This is a genomic window from Dictyobacter aurantiacus (genome assembly GCF_003967515.1).
GTDB lineage: Bacteria > Chloroflexota > Ktedonobacteria > Ktedonobacterales > Ktedonobacteraceae > Dictyobacter > Dictyobacter aurantiacus.
The window spans coordinates 1,270,800-1,289,072 of record NZ_BIFQ01000001.1 but is presented as its reverse complement, the minus strand read 5'-3'; the positions used below and the strand labels follow the sequence as shown (position 1 = coordinate 1,289,072).

Below are 18,273 nucleotides of genomic sequence, written 5' to 3'. Positions count from 1 at the left end.
GGAGTCTGACACCCTATAAAAGGAAGAAAACATAATACCACAGTTTCTTACTCCATAAAGTAATAAACTGTATTAAAGATAGATAAATGAATAGATATGCTGTAATTTATTAAGCACCGCCGCGTGCGAAGAGCATTACTGGAACTGTGAGAAAGATAAGTTTCAAATCAAGCCATATCGATTGTTTTTCGAGGTAGTCGATGTCCATCTCAACCATATTTTGAAAAGTCACGCGCGAACGTCCATAGACCTGCCACGTGCCGGTTAACCCTGGTCTGCCAACCATGCGTAGCCACTCATGGGATGTATACAGTTCAACTTCATACGGCAGAGGAGGGCGAGGACCAACCAGCGACATCTGACCCATCAACACATTCCAAAATTGTGGCAGTTCATCCAGGCTTGTTTTACGGATAAAGCGTCCAACTTTAGTAATACGTGGATCTTGAACATCTTTGTACATCATTTTTCCTGTAGAGTCATCATTGAGCTTTTGACCATTCATGTATTGAATAATTTTTTCGCGATGGGCCATTTGGTCACTATTTACATACATAGATCTGAATTTAAGCATTTCAAATTCGACCCCATTTTGTCCGATGCGTTTTTGGCGAAAAAAAATAGGGCCTTCAGAGTTTAATTTAATACAGATCGCGACAACAATACCAACTAGAAGAACAAAAGGCGCGACGAGAAGTATAAAAGCAATATCGAGCGCACGCTTTGCTCTCAGGTAGCCCGTATTGATGCTAATCGTCCGGCCGGGCGCCGATTGAACAATCATGTTTGCCTCCTAAAAAGTGCAGACATGAGGTAAAACTTTTTATGTTCCCCTCGCTCTGTTAATTCTGATTTCAATGTTATATGACTCAGGTGTATAATCGGTGAGTATTTTTATGGAGATATGGTAAAGAGTTTGCAAATAGGTGATAAAAACATAAGCCCCCCTTTCTCTCATATTTTGCTTATGGTTGTGTATTCTTTACTGATTAGCCATAGTTTAACCTATCTTACACCTTTATAATTAACCAATATCCACCTTCTATTTGCTATCATTAATAATAAGGGTTTATAGAGATGACGACGTGCAAACGGGCTGATTCAAATAGCAGATGTCTTAGATCCCTATTGGGTTAAGCTATAACTTTACTGTAGAAAAGTGTATAGAATTTGATAACGGTAAAAGTGAAAAACACGTAAGATTTGTATAAGCTTCTTTGTGATAAGCATTTTGGACTATGATTAAGGAGTGGTCAAAAAGAGTGTCATCAGAAAATATTCCTCTGGTAGATTTACGCGCACAATATCTGGCCTTAAAGCCTGAAATTATGGCAGCTTTTGAAGAAGTTCTCGAAGGGATGCAATTGTTCATAGGGCCTCGGCAGCGGGCATTTGAGCAAGAGTTTGCAATGTATTGTGGATGCCAATTTGGTGTTGGTAACGCTTCGGGTACGCATGCGTTGGAACTGGCGTTGCGCGCGTGCGGTATCGGCGCCGGAGACGAAGTGATCACTGTTGCTAATACCTTTATCGCGACCGTGGAAGCAATCGCCGCGGTCGGAGCTATTCCTGTCTTCGTCGATATCGATCCCGAAACATACCTGATGAATTGGCAGCAGCTTGAGCAGGTGTTGACCCCGCGTACACGAGCCATTCTTCCTGTTCATCTCTATGGTCATGCTGTAGAGATGCAGCCGGTGATGGATTTCGCACGTGCCCACGGCCTGCGTGTGATTGAGGATGCCTCACAGGCCCATGGCGCTACGTATAAAGGCCAGCGAGTTGGTTCATTTGGTGATATCGGGTGCTTCAGCCTGTACTATAGCAAGAATCTTGGCGCCTTTGGCGAGGCCGGCATCTGCACCACCAATGATGCTGATTTGGCGGAGAAGATGCGCATGTATCGGGATCATGGTTCGCGAGTGCGCTATCTCCATGAAGTGGTGGGGGCTAACGGTCGTTTAGACGAGCTACAGGCGGCGGTATTGCTGATCAAGATGCCGCATCTGGAGCGTTGGAATGAGGCACGCCAGGCTCATGCTCATGCCTACAACGAGCAGTTGCGCGGGATCGTTGATGCTGTTCCAGTCGTACGTCCCTGGGGCACACACGTATACTGCTACTATGTGATTCAGGTCCCTGATCGCGATCGTTTCCGTCAATTCATGCAGGAAGAGGGGATCGGCACCAATGTTCACTATCCCGTTCCTTTGCACCTGCAACCGGCGTGCGTTCCATATGGTTATAAGCCGGGCATGTTCCCGGTAACCGAAGCTCTGGCTCCAAAGATCGTTTCTTTACCGATGTATCCGGAACTTACCGGTAAGCAAGTGCAGCGTGTCATTGATAGCGTAAAGAAATACATTGGTTTCGTGGCTTCTCATTCCGCTTAAACCCCAAAGGTATACATCCACCGTTACAGACAGGGCGCATGGAAGCGATATTGCTACCGAGTTTTTATGGTGCTTGTAGATTTTTGTGTATCTATCGTTTCGTATTTCATTGTAGGGCTTCTTATAGTAGAAACTTATAAGGAATGTACCAATGAGAACAGATCTGCGTTTTGGTTTAATTGGTTGGGGATATTGGGGGCCAAAGATTGCTCGTAACCTGGATGGCCTTTCGAATGTGTCGGTGACCATGGTGGCTGATCTGGATCAGAGCCGCCTGGCATCGATCGCTGTGAATCAGCCCTGGATTAAAACCACCACCGACTTCCATGATATTCTCAACTCGGATGTTGATGGGGTAGTCATCGCGGCACCTGTGCGTGCCCACTACTATCTGGCGAAAGAAGCGTTGCTGCATGACAAGCACGTTCTGGTGGAGAAGCCGCTCACCGCCAGTGTCGCGGAAGCCGAAGAATTGGTAGAAATAGCGCGCCAGCGCAACCGCATCCTCATGGTTGGCCATACCTTTGAATACAGTCCAGCTGTCAATGAGCTACGCAAGTTGGTGCAGAACGGAGATCTTGGAAAAATCTATTGTGTTGAGGCTGAGCGCGTCAATTTAGGCCTGTTCCGCAGCGATATCAATGTAATCTGGGATCTGGCCCCGCACGATATATCTATCCTCCTCTATTTGTTTGGGAAGGCGCCTGAGAGCGTTAAGGTGCAGGCGCATGCGCATCTACAATCACATATCTGTGATATCGCGCACCTGGATTTAGAGTTTGCCGACCAGATGACGGCCCATGTGCATGTCAGCTGGCTGCACCCCTGCAAGATCCGGCGTGTCACGGTCATTGGTGATGCTAGAATGGTCGTTTATGACGACACTAATCCCTCGGAGATGATCAAAGTCTACAATAAGGGCGCGGATGTACACGCCGATCCAGTTGTATCCTATCGCCACGGAGCCATTACCATTCCTCATATCGATTGGGTTGAGCCCTTGCGTCTGGAATGTGAAGACTTCGTCAATTCGATTCGTACCGGCAATCAGCCCCGCGCCAATGGCGAGGTTGGCCTGGCTGTTGTACGCGTTCTAGAGGCTGCCCAGGCAGCTCTGGAGAAGCAAGAGGCTATCAATACTGCCGTGACCGTTCAATAAATCTGGCATACTTCCTAAAAACAAGGTGGGCGTTCTCAATAACGAGAAAGCCCACCTTCGTGTTGTGTTGGATGTGCCGTAATTAGCGGGATACGCCCACGCGCAGGGATTCCAGCGTCTGAGAGAGGCCCTCGGCAAACTTGATGCTGGGATCATAGCCGAGCAGGCGCTGCGCTTTACTGATGTCCGCCAGGCTATCTCTGACATCCCCTGCGCGTGGATCGCGATAGGACGCATCCGGCGTGGTCTGCAGCAGTTCACCGGCGATGCGCAAGACCTCGTTGAGCGAGACGCGCTCACCGCAGCCGATGTTCATAGCCTGTCCCACCGCATCGGGCGCGGTCGCCGCTTTGAGATTAGCCTGGACCACGTTGGCGACAAACGTGAAGTCGCGCGTTTGCTCTCCATCACCGAAGACGATCGGTTGCTCCTGATTGAGCAGGGAGGTCAGGAAGCGGGGAATGACGGCCGCATATTCAGACTTGGGATCCTGCCGGGGGCCGAAGACGTTGAAATAGCGTAAGGTTACCGTTTCCAGTCCATAGATGTTATAGAAGACCGAGCAGAGGAGCTCTCCAGTCAGCTTATGGACGGCGTATGGAGACATGGGCGAGCCAGGCATGCCCTCGTGTTTGGGTAGGGTTGGCGTATTGCCATAGACCGATGAAGAGCTGGCGAATACTACGCGGCGCGCACCCGCGTCCCTGGCTGCGATCAGGACGTTCTGCGTGCCATTGACATTGACCTCCAGTGAACTGACCGGATCGGCTATCGAGCGGGGGACCGATGCCAGGGCGGCCTGGTGAAAGACAACCTCTACTCCTTGAGTCGCCTGGGCGACGGCGGCAAGGTCACGAATGTCGGCGCGTACGATTTCGACATTCCCTGGTAGTTCCTCGAATGCCTGTAGATTGCTCTCGCGACCAGTGGCAAAATTATCTAAAACGCGAACATTTTCACCCTGTTTCAGGAGTGTCGCAGTAATGTGAGAACCGATAAATCCTGCTCCACCTGTGACCAGATAACGTGCTGAACTCATAATACTCTATGCACACCAGTACTTTCTAGTTGTCAGAAAAACTGTGTACAACCCCTTTCTTCATGTAAGATTGAGCCTGTAACAATCTCTAATCTATCAGAGTATACCCAATTCAGGTTAAATACCTGTTTAGTTGCTAGCGTAGATGTTATCTTGTAGCATGGACGGTTGGTATAGTATGAATCCAGTTCGCAGGTTCCCACCAGTGGGACAACTACCTATGTCGATCCCTATGGGAACAGATCCGGCCACACCTTTACGCTACCGGCCTACTCGGCCAGAATCTTGCTCAAGGGCTGATCTATCCTATTCGGTTGCGGGTACGGAAACGTTATCGGCAACCGGACCCCTTCCACTGGCAAGTGCTTCGACACTTCCCTGACGATCTGCCTGGATCTGTTGGGCATCCTTTGCGCCATCGCGCTCCAATAGCTGCTGATAGGCGGCTACAAGATGCTTTGAGGTCTGGCTCCAGCTCAACTCCTCTTCGATGCGTTGTCGGCCATAGTCGCCCATTTTTTTGCGCAGAGCGGCATCCTCCAGCAAGAGCTCGATCTTATCGGCGAAGTCCTCAACCCGATTGGCGCTGGCATAGAGCGCTGCTTCCTGCGCTGAGTAGCGCGTCTCCAACAGATCGAAGGCCACCACCGGCAGCCCCATGGCCATATATTCCATCGTTTTGAGCATGGTGCTGTGATCGTTCAGCTGATTGCTGGGGTCAGGGCAGAGTCCAATGTCGGCGACGCTGAGGTAGCGTAAGAGATCGTGCTTGCCCACCCAGCCCGCGAAATGGACGTAATCCGTCAACTGTAAATCCTGGGTCAGGGTTTTCAGGATCTCCAGTTGATCGCCGTCGCCCATCAGAACCAGTCCGATATCCTGACGGCCGCGCTTGTTGATCAACTCATTGAGGGTGTAGAGGACGTAATCTACGCCGTCCTGCGAGCCCATCACCCCGATATAGGCCAGCAGATAGGGACGTTCCCGCTTCAATTCAGGCTCGGGCGTAAGGACGGTAAAACGTGTATCATCCGGCCCGTTGCGTACTACCACCACCTTTTCGGGCGCGCAGCCCCCGCGTTTGAGGGCGTTGCGCTTCTGCGACTCATTGGTGGTAATCACCAGGTTGGCGGTCTTGTATGAGAGCGTCTCGCATAGCTGCAGGCAGCGCTGAATCAATTTCATGCGCCCTTGAAACTTGATCGCAAACATCTCGGGAGCCAGGTCGTGCTGGTCAAAAATGAACTTTTTTCCCAGCAGGCGATAGAACAGTCCAATAATGAAAAAGGTGTCCGGTGGATTGGCGGCATGGATGACGTCGAAGCCGTGGCGGCGCCAGACCTGAAAGCTCAGGCGCAGCGTATTGAGCATGGCCAGGGCGTATTCGCGTATGTAATCAGTTGATTTGCGTATAGTCATATCGAGAGTGTAGCGATAGATAAAGATGCCATCCAGGCAGACATAGCTTTCGGTATCACATGTCTCGCCACGGGGGCAGATAACGCTGACCTGGTAGCCGTGCTGGCGCAATGTTTGGGCCTCGCGCCAGACACGTGGATCAGCAGGAACCGAAAGATTTTCTACCAGGAGAAGCACTTTCTTATTCCTGGGCATAAGTTGTCTCCTTCAGCTGTGTTTCATTCTCCGTTGCACCGGTGGTTTTGCGGGGAATTTTCAGGCCGGTGGCTTTTTCATAGACATCGATGATCTGCTGGGCGATGATGCTACCCCTGAGATGCTGGGTATCGGCGCGGCCGGTTGTGCGTTCGGTATGGGCCAGAGCGACCTCGATGCCCGCGGCCATCTCTTCGACACTATTGGGTGTACAGACGGTGCAGCCCTCGGTACGTCCGATCACGGCGCGCACATCTCCGACATCAGTACTGACGACAGGCACATTACAGGCCATGGCCTCTCTTACCACATTGGGGGAGCCTTCGGCGTGCGAAGAGAGGATCAGGGCGTTGCTGGCGTTCATATACTTCACCACCGTATCATGTGGCAGGCCGGTGGCCACAACCAGTTCAACGTCGATGCCTTTAGCTCGGACACGATCAACGGCTGCTTTTGCCAGAGAGAAGTTCTTCACCGGGATGTTTGGATTGTTGCTGAAGAGCACATAGTATTTGTTCTGATCCCAGCCGAGTTCGGCGCGCATGACGTCCCGTGGTACGGGCTGGAACTGCGAGAAGTTGACCCCATCAGGGATGACATAAATCTTTTGTTGGGGACCGCGCGCCTCCCTCTTCATCTGGTCCGATTTCACGATCACCGCATCGACCCGGTAGCAGAGCTGACGGCTCAACATCGCCACAAAGTTGCCTTTCGCGCTATGGCCGCCCTGCGCGGTCACGGTACCCAGAATATCGTCGCCGATGAAGGCGGCCACCACCGGGATACCCCATTGCAGGCGGCAGATAAAGCACCACAATCCATATTGACCATTGATGACGTTATAGCGTCCACTCAGGGCGGCGCGCCAGATCTGAGATAGGGCTGAGGCATAGCGCAGTGGTGTGGGTATGCCAACTCTGGGATGGATAACATCAACTTCCAGACCTGCTTCGGTCAGGGCGTCAACCTGGCTTTTTACAAAGGTACCGGCGTGCGGCTTTTCAACCGTTGGATAGATGCCAGTGACCATCAGGACACGAAATGGCGTAACTGTTTTCCTGGGCATCCTATGATAGATCCTTTCCGGATAGAAGAGCATGTTTTGATTTAGACCATAGTAGCCAGCGACTCTTCCGCCAGCAGATCCGAAACAGAGCCCTCGGGCTTCTTCAGATCGGGTGTATCGATGAAGACGCGGAACCAGAGCTCCAGGCTGGCCAGCGTGAAGATCTGAGCCTGGTAATTGGTCTTCCCCGCCAGATGGTCGTGCACCATCTTCTCAATATAGGCATCATTGAAGTAGCCACGGCCGCGGATGCGGTCCGAGAGCAGGAGCTTGCTGATCAGGTCGCGCTGGCCCTCGCGGAACCAGACGCCTGTTGGCACGTTAAAGCCCATCTTTTTGCGCGTCAGGATCGGGGCCGGTAAGAAGTCTGCAAAGGCCTGCTTGAGCAGATACTTGGTCTTGAGCGACTTGATCTTCGCGCTTGATGGGATGCTGGCCGCGTATTCGATCAGCTTGTAGTCCAGCATGGGAATGCGTGACTCCAGCGAGGCGGCCATCGTCATCTTATCGCCCTTCATCAGCAGGTTGTCCGGGAGCCAGATTTTAGTGTCCAGGTAGAGCATCGAAGAGAGATCGTCGCGCTGTGGATTTTTCTGCAGCCAGCGCTGGAACTCGCGGCTGGCGTCCAGGTCAATGGCCATCTTCGTCTCGTCGGCCAGCAACTGCTCTTTTAGGGGACCGTTGAAGATGCCGAACCAGTTCATCCAGCGCTGTGGAGCAGGTTGGGAAATGTTGCGGGCCGCTGTCTTGAGCTTACGCATGCTATAGGGCAGGCGCTCTAAGAGCGGCTGGATCGCTTGATTGCGTACCACATCCGGCAGAATGTGATAGTAGCGTGCCATCCAGTCCACCACGTATTTAGGATAGCCGGCAAACAGCTCATCGGCCCCCTCACCAGAGAGGACGACCGTGACGTGCTGGCGCGCCAGTTTGGAGACCAGGTAGACGCCCAGGTCTGATGGCTCACTGACCGGCTCATCACGATGCCAGGTCAGTAGAGGCCAGTACTGCGTGAGGTCTGAAGAGTTGACCACCAGCTCATGATGATCGGTGCCAAAGTGATCGGCCACCATGCGTGCATACGGAAGCTCGCTATACTCGGGATGATCGAAGCCTACCGAAAAGGTCTTTACCTTGTGCGGGGTGAGTGTGCTCATGATGCCAGAAATAATGCTGGAATCGACGCCACCGCTGAGCATAGCACCGACTGGCACATCGGCCATCATACGCTCCTCAACGGCCCGGTGCACATGTTGTTTGATGCCTTCCAGGTACTCAGGGATAGAGCGCTTCTCGGGATCTTTCTTAAAGGTGAAGTCCCAGTAGCAATGCTCGCGCATCGTTTCATTTTCAAAGAGCACCCAGTGTCCCGGTTTGACCTTGGAGATGTTCTTGAAGAGCGTAGCCGGTGCTGGTACGTAGCGCACGCTGAGAAAATCGGCCATCGCCTGCACATCCACCTCACGCCTGACCTGCGGATGTCCCAGGATCGCCTTGATCTCGGAGCCAAAGATGATATCACCATTCAGATTGGTGTAGTAAAGTGGTTTTTTTCCGGCTTTGTCGCGTGCCAGCAACAGACGCTGCCTGGGACCATCCCAGATAGCGAAGCCAAACATCCCATGCAGGCGTTCAACGCAATCGACGCCATATTCTTCGTAGGCATGCACAATCGTCTCGGTATCGCTATTGGTCTGGAAGATGTGGCCTTTTTCTTGCAGTGTTTTTCGAAGCTCTTTATAATTCCATATTTCACCATTAAAGACGATCCATATATCACCTGTCTCGTTGCACATTGGCTGGTGGCCTCCGCTGAGATCAATAATGCTCAGGCGCGCAAAGCCCAGGCCCAGCGGGCCATCGATGTGTGCTCCACTATCGTCTGGCCCACGGTGCGCAATCAGGCGTGTCATAGAATCTATTAATTGCGGGGAGGCCGGTTCGCCGCTGCGCGCGTTATAAATTCCACAAATGCCGCACATAAACGCTCCCTTTCCTCATTCATTCATTATTTTTTGATTGTATAAGAAGATGTAGATGTTATAGTTTCTCCGGTCGTGATACCCGGCTCATCGATATATGTCTGGAACCACAATTCCAGGCAGAGCAGCGACCAGAGGACCTCGCTATGATTGGTCAGAGGGCGACCGCCATCGGTGCTGAGCAGATTATGCAGCATCTGCTGGCTAAAGATGTTGCGTCTCCGGGCCTGGCTTGAAGCCAGGACGTCATGAGCATAGCTCTGTACATCCTTCCGGAACCAGGTATTGAGCGGGACCGAGAAGCCGCGTTTGGGTCGCTCCAGAATCTCCGGCGGCAGCAGATCACTGGCCACTTTCTTCAACAGATGTTTGCCATGACCGTCATGAATGCGTCCATTGTTGACGCGCAGTGAAGGATTGAGGGAGGCGACATATTCCGCCAGGTGATGGTCAAGGAGGGGTGCACGCGTCTCCAGTGAGTTAAACATGCTGGCCTTGTCGACTTTGACGAGAATATCATCTGTGAGATAGGTCAGGGTATCGACATATTGCATGCGAGCGGTTGGATCGAGATGTTGCACCGCGTGGTAGAGGTCCAGGTGGCGTTCAAACGGCATATGTCCCTGCACTTGCTGATAAAAATCCTTGCTATAAAGCTCGCTCCTGGTATAGTCGGGGAACAGCATATTCGCTTCAATGCTGCGGGTGCCATAGCCGCGCAACCAGGTCTGCAGACGTTTCTTGCCGCGTACCTTGTTGGGCAGGAGGTAGGAGGCGCGTGACAGGGTGCCGCGCAGCAGGCGAGGGATATGATAGATCTGGTACTCGCGCCTGTATTGCTCGTAACCACCAAAGATCTCGTCGCCGCCATCACCACTCAATGACACGGTCACATGCTCACGTGCCAGTTTAGAGACATAGTAGGTTGGCAGCATAGACGAGTCCGCGAACGGCTCATCGTAGTCCCAGACCAGCTGCGGCAGAATGTTGACCAGATCATATTTGACAAAGAATTCGTGATGCTCGGTCCCGAAATGCTGCGCAACCTTGCGCGCATGGGGAAGCTCATTGAAGGAGGCCTCCTCAAAACCGATGGAAAAGGTCTTGACCGGCTGCGACATCAATTCGCTCATTATGCCAACGACCACGCTTGAATCCAGGCCACCGCTTAAGAACGCGCCCAGTGGAACCTCACTCATCAGGCGGATGCGTGTGGCCTCTTCTAGCAGGCTGCGCGTGCGTTCGACAGCGGTCGCCTCATCGTCGTTACAGGTATGGGCGAACGAGATATCCCAGTAACGTTTCGTACTGACCTTCCCATTCTCATAAATGAGCACATGGGCCGCCGGCACCTTCATGATATTCTTGAACATGGTCAGCGGGGAGGGGACGTAGCGATAGACCAGGTACTCATCCAGCGCGATGGGGTTGACCTCGCGCGGAACGTCCGCCTCTAGGATCGATTTAATCTCTGAACCAAAGATGAGCCGCTGACCATCCCAGTAGTAGTTGAGTGGCTTCTTCCCAAAACGATCGCGGGCCGCGAAGAGCCTCTGGCGTTTGATATCCCAGATTGCAAAGGTAAACATCCCACGCAGATGCTCGACGCAGTCGTCACCATACTCTTCATAAGCGTGCAGGATGGTTTCCGTATCTCCATTGGTGCGGAACTGATGACCACGGGCTCGTAGCTCCTGTTGTAGCTCCCGGTAGTTATAGATCTCGCCATTGAAAACGATCAACATACTCTGATCTTCATTGAAGATTGGCTGATGGCTGCCAGCCAGGTCAATAATGGCCAGGCGGCGCATACCCAGCGCCGTGGACATTCCATTATCTATACCATCGCCAACCCAGATTCCTTGATCATCGGGACCGCGATGGCGAATAATCTTGCACATATTATCGATAAGGTGTTCGGCATTCTCATGTCTACATGCCACATTTACGAAGCCCGCTATTCCACACATGGGAAGTGTATCCTTTCAGGGTATTTATGGTGTTACCGAGTAGCTTTCTGAAGGTCGTACATCTTCAGTGGGCTGCTCCGTGTGTGTTGCAGTAAGGCGTTGATAAATTGATGTATAGAGGTTCAGCACATGTTCAAGGGTGTAGGAGTGTTGAATAAGCTCGCTGGCGGCCGCTCCATACTGCTGTGCCAGTTGAGGATTGCGCAGCAGGGTGAGCAGAGCCTGCGCCATCGCTGTATAATCTTCGCTTTCGACCAACAGGCCATTGACGCCACTTTCAATCACATCCTCGCTCCCGCTGACGCGGGTCGCGATGCAGGCCAGGCCGCTACCCATCGCCTCCAGCAAGGCATTGGGCATCCCTTCCCAGCGCGAGGGGAGGATACCGATCAGGCCTCGCTGTAGCTGTTCCGGCACATCACTCTGTAGCCCGGCGAACTCCACGCTTTCCGCGATGCCCAGGGCTGCTGCCAGCTGCTCTAGCTGAGGCAGTACCGGACCGCTGCCCACGATCACCAGGCGCGCCTCGGGTTGCTGGGCATGGACCAGGTGCCAGGCCTGCAGCAGCACATCCAGGCCTTTTTCCCAGCGTGCTTTGGAGACGCAGACTACCGTTCTGGCACGTTCTGGCGTGACCGCAAGCTGAGGCTGGGGATGGAAGCGCGCGATATCAACGCCATTGGGAATCAGCTGGATCTCTAAATCATCAAACCTGTTAGCTTTTACGTAGCGCTCCGAGCGTCTGCTGAGTACAATAACGACGGCATGGATGCGTTTGAGCAGATGGCGGGTAAGATTGACCGCTCCTCGACCAGCCGCCTGCAGACCGTACAGGTCACCATCGATCCACGTTTTTCCATCGACTTGTAGCCAGGGGAGATTGGGATCAAGGGGGCCTGCCAGCAGCTTCGCGTTCTCATTGGTTTTGGTGGGCTTCTCAGCGCCCGCACTGATAACAATAATGGTCATAGGCTTTTTGGCGAAATAGCATACCACAGCGAGTGGCAGGACCAGCAGGCTGAACTGACAGACCTGTAAGACGTCAAAGTTGTTGCGTTCACGCCAGATCGTTCTGGCCATTACAAACATAGCCAGGAAATAGAGGAGACGCTGGACGATGCGCGGCAAATTATCGCGTTTCCCCAGCAGCGAGCCAGCGATGCGCCTGACGGGTACCCCTTTGAGGGTGTCTGTCAGTGGCCAGCTATGTTTATGCCGAAAAGTAATCACCTGCGCTTGATAGCCCGATTCGATCAGACGCTGACACTGAGCCAGGGTCTGAGTTTCGGCGCCACCGATATAAGGATAAAAAGTAGTAATAGCAATACATATACGTGGTTTACGTTCCATGCTTATATTTCTCCCACGCCCTCAAGAACCTTGGCTGGGGTTCGGGACTCCTTATGCAATGTTTTTCGATAGAAATCTATAAATTGATCAGCGATATTTGTCATTTGATAATCACGTATAACAGTTTCGCGTCCAGCCACCCCCAGACGCCGGGCCAGATCGCTATCAGCTATTAAGCGTTGCAGTGCCAGAGCCAGTTCGTCCGGCTGTTCAGGCTCAACCAGCAAGGCATTCACGCCATCCACCACGATATCCTCGCTCCCGCTGACGCGGGTCGCGATGCACGGCGCTTCACAACTCATCGCCTCCAGCAGAGCATTGGGCATCCCTTCCCAGCGCGATGGTAGCACAAAGCTCCAGCACCGCTGCAGCAGGTTTACCACATCTTTTCGGGCTCCCAGAAAGACCACGCTCTCCTCGATATGTAACTCTTTCGCCAGGCGTTTCAACTGCTCTTCAGATTGTCCATTGCCCGCGATAAGCAGACGCGGTTTGAGATTCGCCCGCCAGTCAGCAGGCTGATCCAGCATCATGCGTTTCCAGGCATGGAGCAATACATCCACGCCCTTTGGATATTGCAGGCGTGCCACGCATAGGATATCGCGCTCCGGTTGATTAGGATCAGGCCGTAGTTCGGGGGCGGGATTAAATTTTTCAATTTCGATACCATTGGGAATATGAACCAGTTTCTCATGACGAAAGCCATTGGATGTCATATAGCCATAACTACGTGTACTAAGAATTTGATAAAATGCATCAGATTTTTTCAAGAAATTCAGGATCATTCCGCCACCGATGGCGGTTTTTCTCATATGTTGCATATCCCCTACCACAGCATCGGCATAGTCAACCTTCAAAAAACTGGTATCGCTCAGCTTGCCGGCCAGGGTGTCCACCATCATCATGGCCTCTTCTGGTTTCGGCTTTTTGCCGGGTCCCGTACTGGGAATACTGACAATCACCGGTTTGCCTGTTAATTTACCTATCAGGGCTGCCACGCCCGATAGAGGAGAAAGCTGGATGGTATGCAAAATGTCGTAATGGTGACGCATGCGCCACAACTGCAAGAACATTAAGAAATCGATTGGAAGATGTCCCATCCGACCGACGCGCAATCTGCCACGCCGATTAAATGATCCACCAACACGGATAACCGGAACACCATCGACCAATTCAGATTTTTTCCAGATTTTTTCATGTTGCAACGTTACAATGACCACTTTATGGCCCAGCTCAAGCAAACGGTGTGCCTGCCTGGCCGCGCGTGTTTCCGCCCCACCGATAATAGGTGCATACAAGAAAGCTACCATACAGATACGCAGCTGATCCTGCGAACTATTTTCCACGAAGCCTCTCCTTAGCTGCTATGTAAAATCTATTGACGCTTGTTTCTTTAAGCCATGGCCAGCTCTTCTTGCTCTTTTTGAGCATTTTCTGCATCATGCTGATCGCTTTGCTCCTGTACATCTTCCTGTGCCGCTTTGTTTGAGCCCTGAGTTTTATCCCAGTAGCGACAGAATGGCAGGGCCATCAGGATGAAGAAGTAGATACCCACGCCCTGGTTCCAGATGTCATTGGACTCGTATCCCTGGATGACGATACTGACCAGGGTACCAAAGGCGATCGCCACCAGCAGTTTTTGCTCAAAACTCCTGTCTGAGAAGTATTTCTTTAACAGGCACCAGCCGAAGGCGATAAAGCCCAGGCACATCAGTGTCAGACCTATAATGCCATGCTCAAACATTGCTTCCAGGTAGATATTATGGGCAGCTGTGGCGATGACGCCGCCTCCGAAGCCGACCTGCAATTGGGTCAACAACACATCCGAGGACTTCAGGCCATATCCCAGAATCTGGGCCGGGTCGAAGTGGTCGATTAATGCTTGCCAGAGATAGGTACGACCATTGAGCGATGAGATATCGCTATTAGAGAAGCGGCTCAGGATAGGGATGTTGGCCAGGGCGGTACCCAGAAAAACCATCCCCACAATCGCGGTGCCTGCCCCCATGGCGATGCCACGCATCTTGTTGGAGGGCAGGAACAGGACAGTAACCACCAATCCAACCGCTACGGCAATGAGCGTTCCTCGGTTAAAAGTCAGACCCAGCGCCACCATCAGCAGGAGCAATATCGCGATCCCTCCACAAATCTTAAGGAAGTTCCGCATGGTAAAGATGCGATAGATAGTAATGGGAATAAGTACCGACAGATAGAGACCCAGTGTTGGTGGTGTATCATAGAAAATCGAGCTGATACGGAAGAAACCTGTGGTGGGATCAACCACACCGTGCTGCTGGGTCACAAAGCCATAGAGTCCGTAGATGGCGATAAAAATAGAGGGCGCGATCATCGCATCGATAAAGCCGATCATCTTCTGGCGCGAATCGATGACCAGCACCACCAGCACGCAGACCGCAAAGAAGTCCAGTTCGGTGGTCCAGATAGTCATAAACTGCGATAGTGGAATCGGTGAGATGCCCATGCTCAGTAGGATCCAGATGAAGTAGAATAACCAGAACGGGAGCGCCGGCAGACGCTTGAACGCCTCTTTTGTTGGAACGTAAAAGAGCAATAAGAGCGTTGGCAGCGTCAAGCCCGACAGAAGATTATTACCGTTAAACAGTGGTAATGCTGAGCCGATGAATACGTTGATGCAGGCCCATGCCAGGACGAGCAGGTATTGATAGCGCAAGAGCGCCAGCACCACCAGCGAACCAAAGGCTATACGTACGGTGAAGAGAGCATTCTGCGCGGCGCCGGCGGCCCCGACTGCAAAAACGGACAATGCAAAGGCGACCTGCATCACCCTTTTGCGGAAAGCATATGTCAGACCAAAATCTCTCATACGGCCCTCCTTCCCTCTGGTGAGCGTGGTCGGGACCTGTCCTCTACTCAGTTTCTGAACCATCTCCAATAGCTCTTTGGGTGGGGTCAACAGATTCAACTTCCCGATCATCATGCGCAGCGTAACGATCAGGATGATCATGGTGCAGAAGTAGTAGAGGGAAGTGCCAAAGGCGATACCAAACCCTCCCCAGATGCGTCCGAAGTAAGCATCAAAGGCGGCATTGGCGAAGACGCTAAAGATGCTCACACCCATCAGGATACGTGTCTTACCCAGCGCGCTGAAGGCGCGCGACACAATGAAGCCGATGGCGGTTGGGAACATACCGATCGACAGGCCAACCAGAATCCAGGCAGTTGTGTCGGCATCGTGCGCCGTAAAATTTCCATGCTCAAAAATGATCCCGATGATGATGCGGGCTCCGAATGTCATAACAAAGGTCAGGCCCAGCGTCGCTATGCCCACGATCCAGAGATAGAGGCGTAGCGTCCCTTTGAAGGCTCGCATATCTTTGATGGCGGCCTGATTTGCCAGGTAGGGTAGGGCAGCTCGTCCAACGGCGGCGAACAACACGCCGGTCGGCACACCATTTAACTTAAGGGCGTTATTGAGCGCCGCGATAGTACCGGCGCTTTGAAACGAGCTAAAGATCGTGTCCACAAATGGACTGGCCATGCTGATCAATCCGCCAAAGAGCGCTGGCCAGGCCGCGCTCATGATTGGTTTAAGCTCGGGCAGTTTCAGATCAAGTACAGGTCGATAGATGATCTGCATCTTATGGGCGCGGTAAATAATGCCGACCAGTTGGAGCAACTGACCCACCAGTGTACCGATACAGAGCGTCAGGACGCCAAAGCTGTTGCCACCAGCGATAACAAAAGATGCCGTGGCCAGAGGCGTGAGCATACCCGCGTAAGCGGGCCAGCCAAACTTACCCTCCGCGTTCAGCAGACACTCCATAAAACTATTAAGCGTCATCAGAGCCAGTACCGGAAAGATAAATGGAGTCAGATCCTGCGCTATCAACAGGGTCGACGACTGTGTGCCAGGTGCCAGGAAAGTCATCAACTCTGTTTTAAAGAAGATCAGCCCGGCAGTGAGTACGATAGAAAGCACGATCAGCAGATTGAGCAGCGTGCTAAAAAGTTTGGATGCCTGTTCTCGTGTACCCTTTGTACGCAGTCGAGAGTAGGCGGGAATAACCGATGCCTCCAGCGCGCTGGCCAGCATCGGTGCGAGCGTCATCGGAATAAGGGATGCCACGTAGTAGGCATCCATGTGCTGATCTTGCCCGAACCTGGCGGTGACCACGATCTGATTCAGGAGACCCATAACGCGAATCAGCAGATTGGCCGAAGCCAGGCTGAGCAGAGCCCGGAAGATATTTTTATTGGCAGATTTTATCTTAACCGCTACCAGCCGGGCACTTGTCGTGCTCAGCAGTGGCTGACTGTCATTTCTACCGTTGCCCAAAGATTGAGACATGTTTCTTAACCATTCTATCAGTGATGATCATGGGTCTAAAGCCTGAATATTTTGGCGTCTTGAAATCCTCTGGTCATATTGCGTGTATCAACGATAGAGCGTGCCTCCTCAACGATAGAGGCGACATCATAGTAGTCATGATCGGTTACCAGCACGATGCAGTCCGCGGCCTGCAGAAGACCGCTACTTACAGGCTGGGAATGCATAGTACGGCCCCGAAGCGTCAGGGAAGGGACATAGTTATCGTTGTAGAGCACAACTGCTTTATGTGAGATTAATTCCTGGATGATATCCAGGGCGGGTGATTCGCGCACATCGCTGACATTGCGTTTGTAGGCCACGCCTAGCACCAGCACGGTTGCGCCATTGAAGCTACGGCGCTGCTCATTGAGGGCGGACATCACTTTATTGACCACATAGTGTGGCATACTACTATTGACCTCGGCGGCCAGCTCGATGAAGCGCGCGTTGTAGTCCAGTGTTTTGAGCTTCCATGACAGGTAATGCGGATCGACCGGGATACAGTGGCCGCCCAGACCGGGGCCTGGCTGAAAGCGCATAAAGCCAAATGGCTTGGTGGCAGCTGCATCGATGACTTCCCATGCGTTGATTTTGAGCTTCTCACACATGATGGCGATCTCGTTGACCAGGCCGATATTGACGGCGCGGAACGTATTCTCAAGCAACTTTGTCATCTCCGCGACACGGGCCGAGGCCACTGGCACGATCTGTTCGATCGCGGCTCCATAGTAGGCCTGCGCCAGCTCGGTGCAGGAGGGCGTGATGCCACCAACCACCTTGGGAGTATTTTTGGTGCCGAATTGAGGATTGCCCGGGTCGATGCGCTCGGGCGAGAAAGCCAGGAAGAAGTCTTCACCGATCTTTAAGCCGGAGCTCTCCAACTCCGGAAGTAGCATCTCATCCGTTGTCCCGGGATAGGTTGTGCTTTCCAGGATAATCAACTGCCCCTGGTGGAGATGGGCGCGTACCTGCTGGGCGGCTGAAATAATATAGGAGACATCTGGCTCTCGTGTTTTGCGCAGTGGTGTGGGAACGCAGATACTGATGGCATCGATCTCATCAAGGGCGTTAAAATCAGTGGTGAAGCGTAGCGTATCCGCCGCAACTAGACGCTGCAGATCTTCGCTTTCAATATCTGAAATATAGCTTTGCCCTTCATTGGCCAGGTCAACTTTTTTCTGATCAACATCGATGCCTGTAACCTGAAAACCAGCTTCGGCAAACGTCACAGCCAGCGGCAGACCCACATACCCAAGCCCAATAATAGCAACGCGCAACGAGCGAGAGGAGATCTTCTCCAGCAGTTGATATTTCATAAACTTATGTTTCCTTTTTAGATGCTTACATAT

At 52.3% G+C, this 18,273-nt stretch carries 12 protein-coding genes; 2 read left to right on the top strand and 10 right to left on the bottom strand.

Annotated features, from left to right (window positions below; all coding sequences use genetic code 11):
- Positions 1-109 precede the first annotated feature (109 nt).
- On the bottom strand, positions 110-784 hold the full coding sequence (locus tag KTT_RS05215) for a sugar transferase (RefSeq protein ID WP_126594976.1): 675 nt from the start codon (positions 782-784) through the stop codon (positions 110-112).
- Between the two features lie 478 nt (positions 785-1,262).
- Here KTT_RS05215 and KTT_RS05210 point away from each other — a divergent pair, with 478 nt between their 5' ends.
- A complete protein-coding gene (locus tag KTT_RS05210) occupies positions 1,263-2,393 on the top strand; it encodes a DegT/DnrJ/EryC1/StrS family aminotransferase (RefSeq protein WP_235845606.1) in 1,131 nt (376 codons plus the stop codon).
- A 151-nt stretch (positions 2,394-2,544) separates the two neighbouring features.
- Entirely contained in the window at positions 2,545-3,552 is a 1,008-nt protein-coding gene (locus tag KTT_RS05205) for a Gfo/Idh/MocA family protein (RefSeq protein WP_126594974.1), read from the top strand.
- 82 nt (positions 3,553-3,634) lie between these two features.
- On the opposite strand, the gene KTT_RS05200 is transcribed toward KTT_RS05205, so the two are convergent.
- The 9 genes from KTT_RS05200 to KTT_RS05160 form a co-directional block, all read right to left on the bottom strand.
- Positions 3,635-4,591 (bottom strand): SDR family oxidoreductase, encoded by a 957-nt coding sequence (locus tag KTT_RS05200; protein ID WP_126594973.1) that lies wholly within the window; start codon positions 4,589-4,591, stop codon positions 3,635-3,637.
- Positions 4,592-4,897: 306 nt separating this feature from the next.
- The gene (locus tag KTT_RS05195; RefSeq protein WP_126594972.1) at positions 4,898-6,205 is read right to left on the bottom strand and encodes a glycosyltransferase family 4 protein; all 1,308 of its coding nucleotides are present in this window, start codon (positions 6,203-6,205) and stop codon (positions 4,898-4,900) included.
- Positions 6,192-7,271 (bottom strand): glycosyltransferase, encoded by a 1,080-nt coding sequence (locus tag KTT_RS05190; protein WP_160145650.1) that lies wholly within the window; start codon positions 7,269-7,271, stop codon positions 6,192-6,194. Before KTT_RS05190 ends, KTT_RS05195 begins: the two co-directional genes overlap by 14 nt.
- A gap of 41 nt (positions 7,272-7,312) precedes the next feature.
- A complete protein-coding gene (asnB, locus tag KTT_RS05185; protein ID WP_126594970.1) occupies positions 7,313-9,253 on the bottom strand; it encodes an asparagine synthase (glutamine-hydrolyzing) in 1,941 nt (646 codons plus the stop codon).
- A gap of 26 nt (positions 9,254-9,279) precedes the next feature.
- Entirely contained in the window at positions 9,280-11,223 is a 1,944-nt protein-coding gene (gene asnB, locus KTT_RS05180) for an asparagine synthase (glutamine-hydrolyzing) (RefSeq protein WP_126594969.1), read from the bottom strand.
- A gap of 24 nt (positions 11,224-11,247) precedes the next feature.
- Positions 11,248-12,573, bottom strand: a complete 1,326-nt coding sequence (locus KTT_RS05175) for a glycosyltransferase family 4 protein (protein ID WP_126594968.1) — start codon at positions 12,571-12,573, stop codon at positions 11,248-11,250.
- A 2-nt stretch (positions 12,574-12,575) separates the two neighbouring features.
- On the bottom strand, positions 12,576-13,919 hold the full coding sequence (locus KTT_RS05170; RefSeq protein ID WP_126594967.1) for a glycosyltransferase family 4 protein: 1,344 nt from the start codon (positions 13,917-13,919) through the stop codon (positions 12,576-12,578).
- Between the two features lie 47 nt (positions 13,920-13,966).
- On the bottom strand, positions 13,967-16,903 hold the full coding sequence (locus tag KTT_RS05165; RefSeq protein WP_126594966.1) for a lipid II flippase MurJ: 2,937 nt from the start codon (positions 16,901-16,903) through the stop codon (positions 13,967-13,969).
- A gap of 35 nt (positions 16,904-16,938) precedes the next feature.
- On the bottom strand, positions 16,939-18,240 hold the full coding sequence (locus KTT_RS05160) for a nucleotide sugar dehydrogenase (RefSeq protein ID WP_126594965.1): 1,302 nt from the start codon (positions 18,238-18,240) through the stop codon (positions 16,939-16,941).
- Positions 18,241-18,273: the final 33 nt, after the last annotated feature.

Bases quoted from the DNA above. Each gene is read 5' to 3' on its own strand.
- KTT_RS05160 (WP_126594965.1), bottom strand. From the start codon at position 18,240: ATGAAATATCAACTGCTGGAGAAGATCTCCTCTCGCTCGTTGCGCGTT.
- KTT_RS05195 (WP_126594972.1), bottom strand. From the start codon at position 6,205: ATGCCCAGGAATAAGAAAGTGCTTCTCCTGGTAGAAAATCTTTCGGTT.
- asnB (WP_126594970.1), bottom strand. From the start codon at position 9,253: ATGTGCGGCATTTGTGGAATTTATAACGCGCGCAGCGGCGAACCGGCC.
- KTT_RS05175 (WP_126594968.1), bottom strand. From the start codon at position 12,573: ATGGAACGTAAACCACGTATATGTATTGCTATTACTACTTTTTATCCT.
- KTT_RS05200 (WP_126594973.1), bottom strand. From the start codon at position 4,591: ATGAGTTCAGCACGTTATCTGGTCACAGGTGGAGCAGGATTTATCGGT.
- KTT_RS05205 (WP_126594974.1), top strand. From the start codon at position 2,545: ATGAGAACAGATCTGCGTTTTGGTTTAATTGGTTGGGGATATTGGGGG.
- KTT_RS05215 (WP_126594976.1), bottom strand. From the start codon at position 784: ATGATTGTTCAATCGGCGCCCGGCCGGACGATTAGCATCAATACGGGC.
- KTT_RS05190 (WP_160145650.1), bottom strand. From the start codon at position 7,271: ATGCCCAGGAAAACAGTTACGCCATTTCGTGTCCTGATGGTCACTGGC.
- asnB (WP_126594969.1), bottom strand. From the start codon at position 11,223: ATGTGTGGAATAGCGGGCTTCGTAAATGTGGCATGTAGACATGAGAAT.
- KTT_RS05165 (WP_126594966.1), bottom strand. From the start codon at position 16,903: ATGTCTCAATCTTTGGGCAACGGTAGAAATGACAGTCAGCCACTGCTG.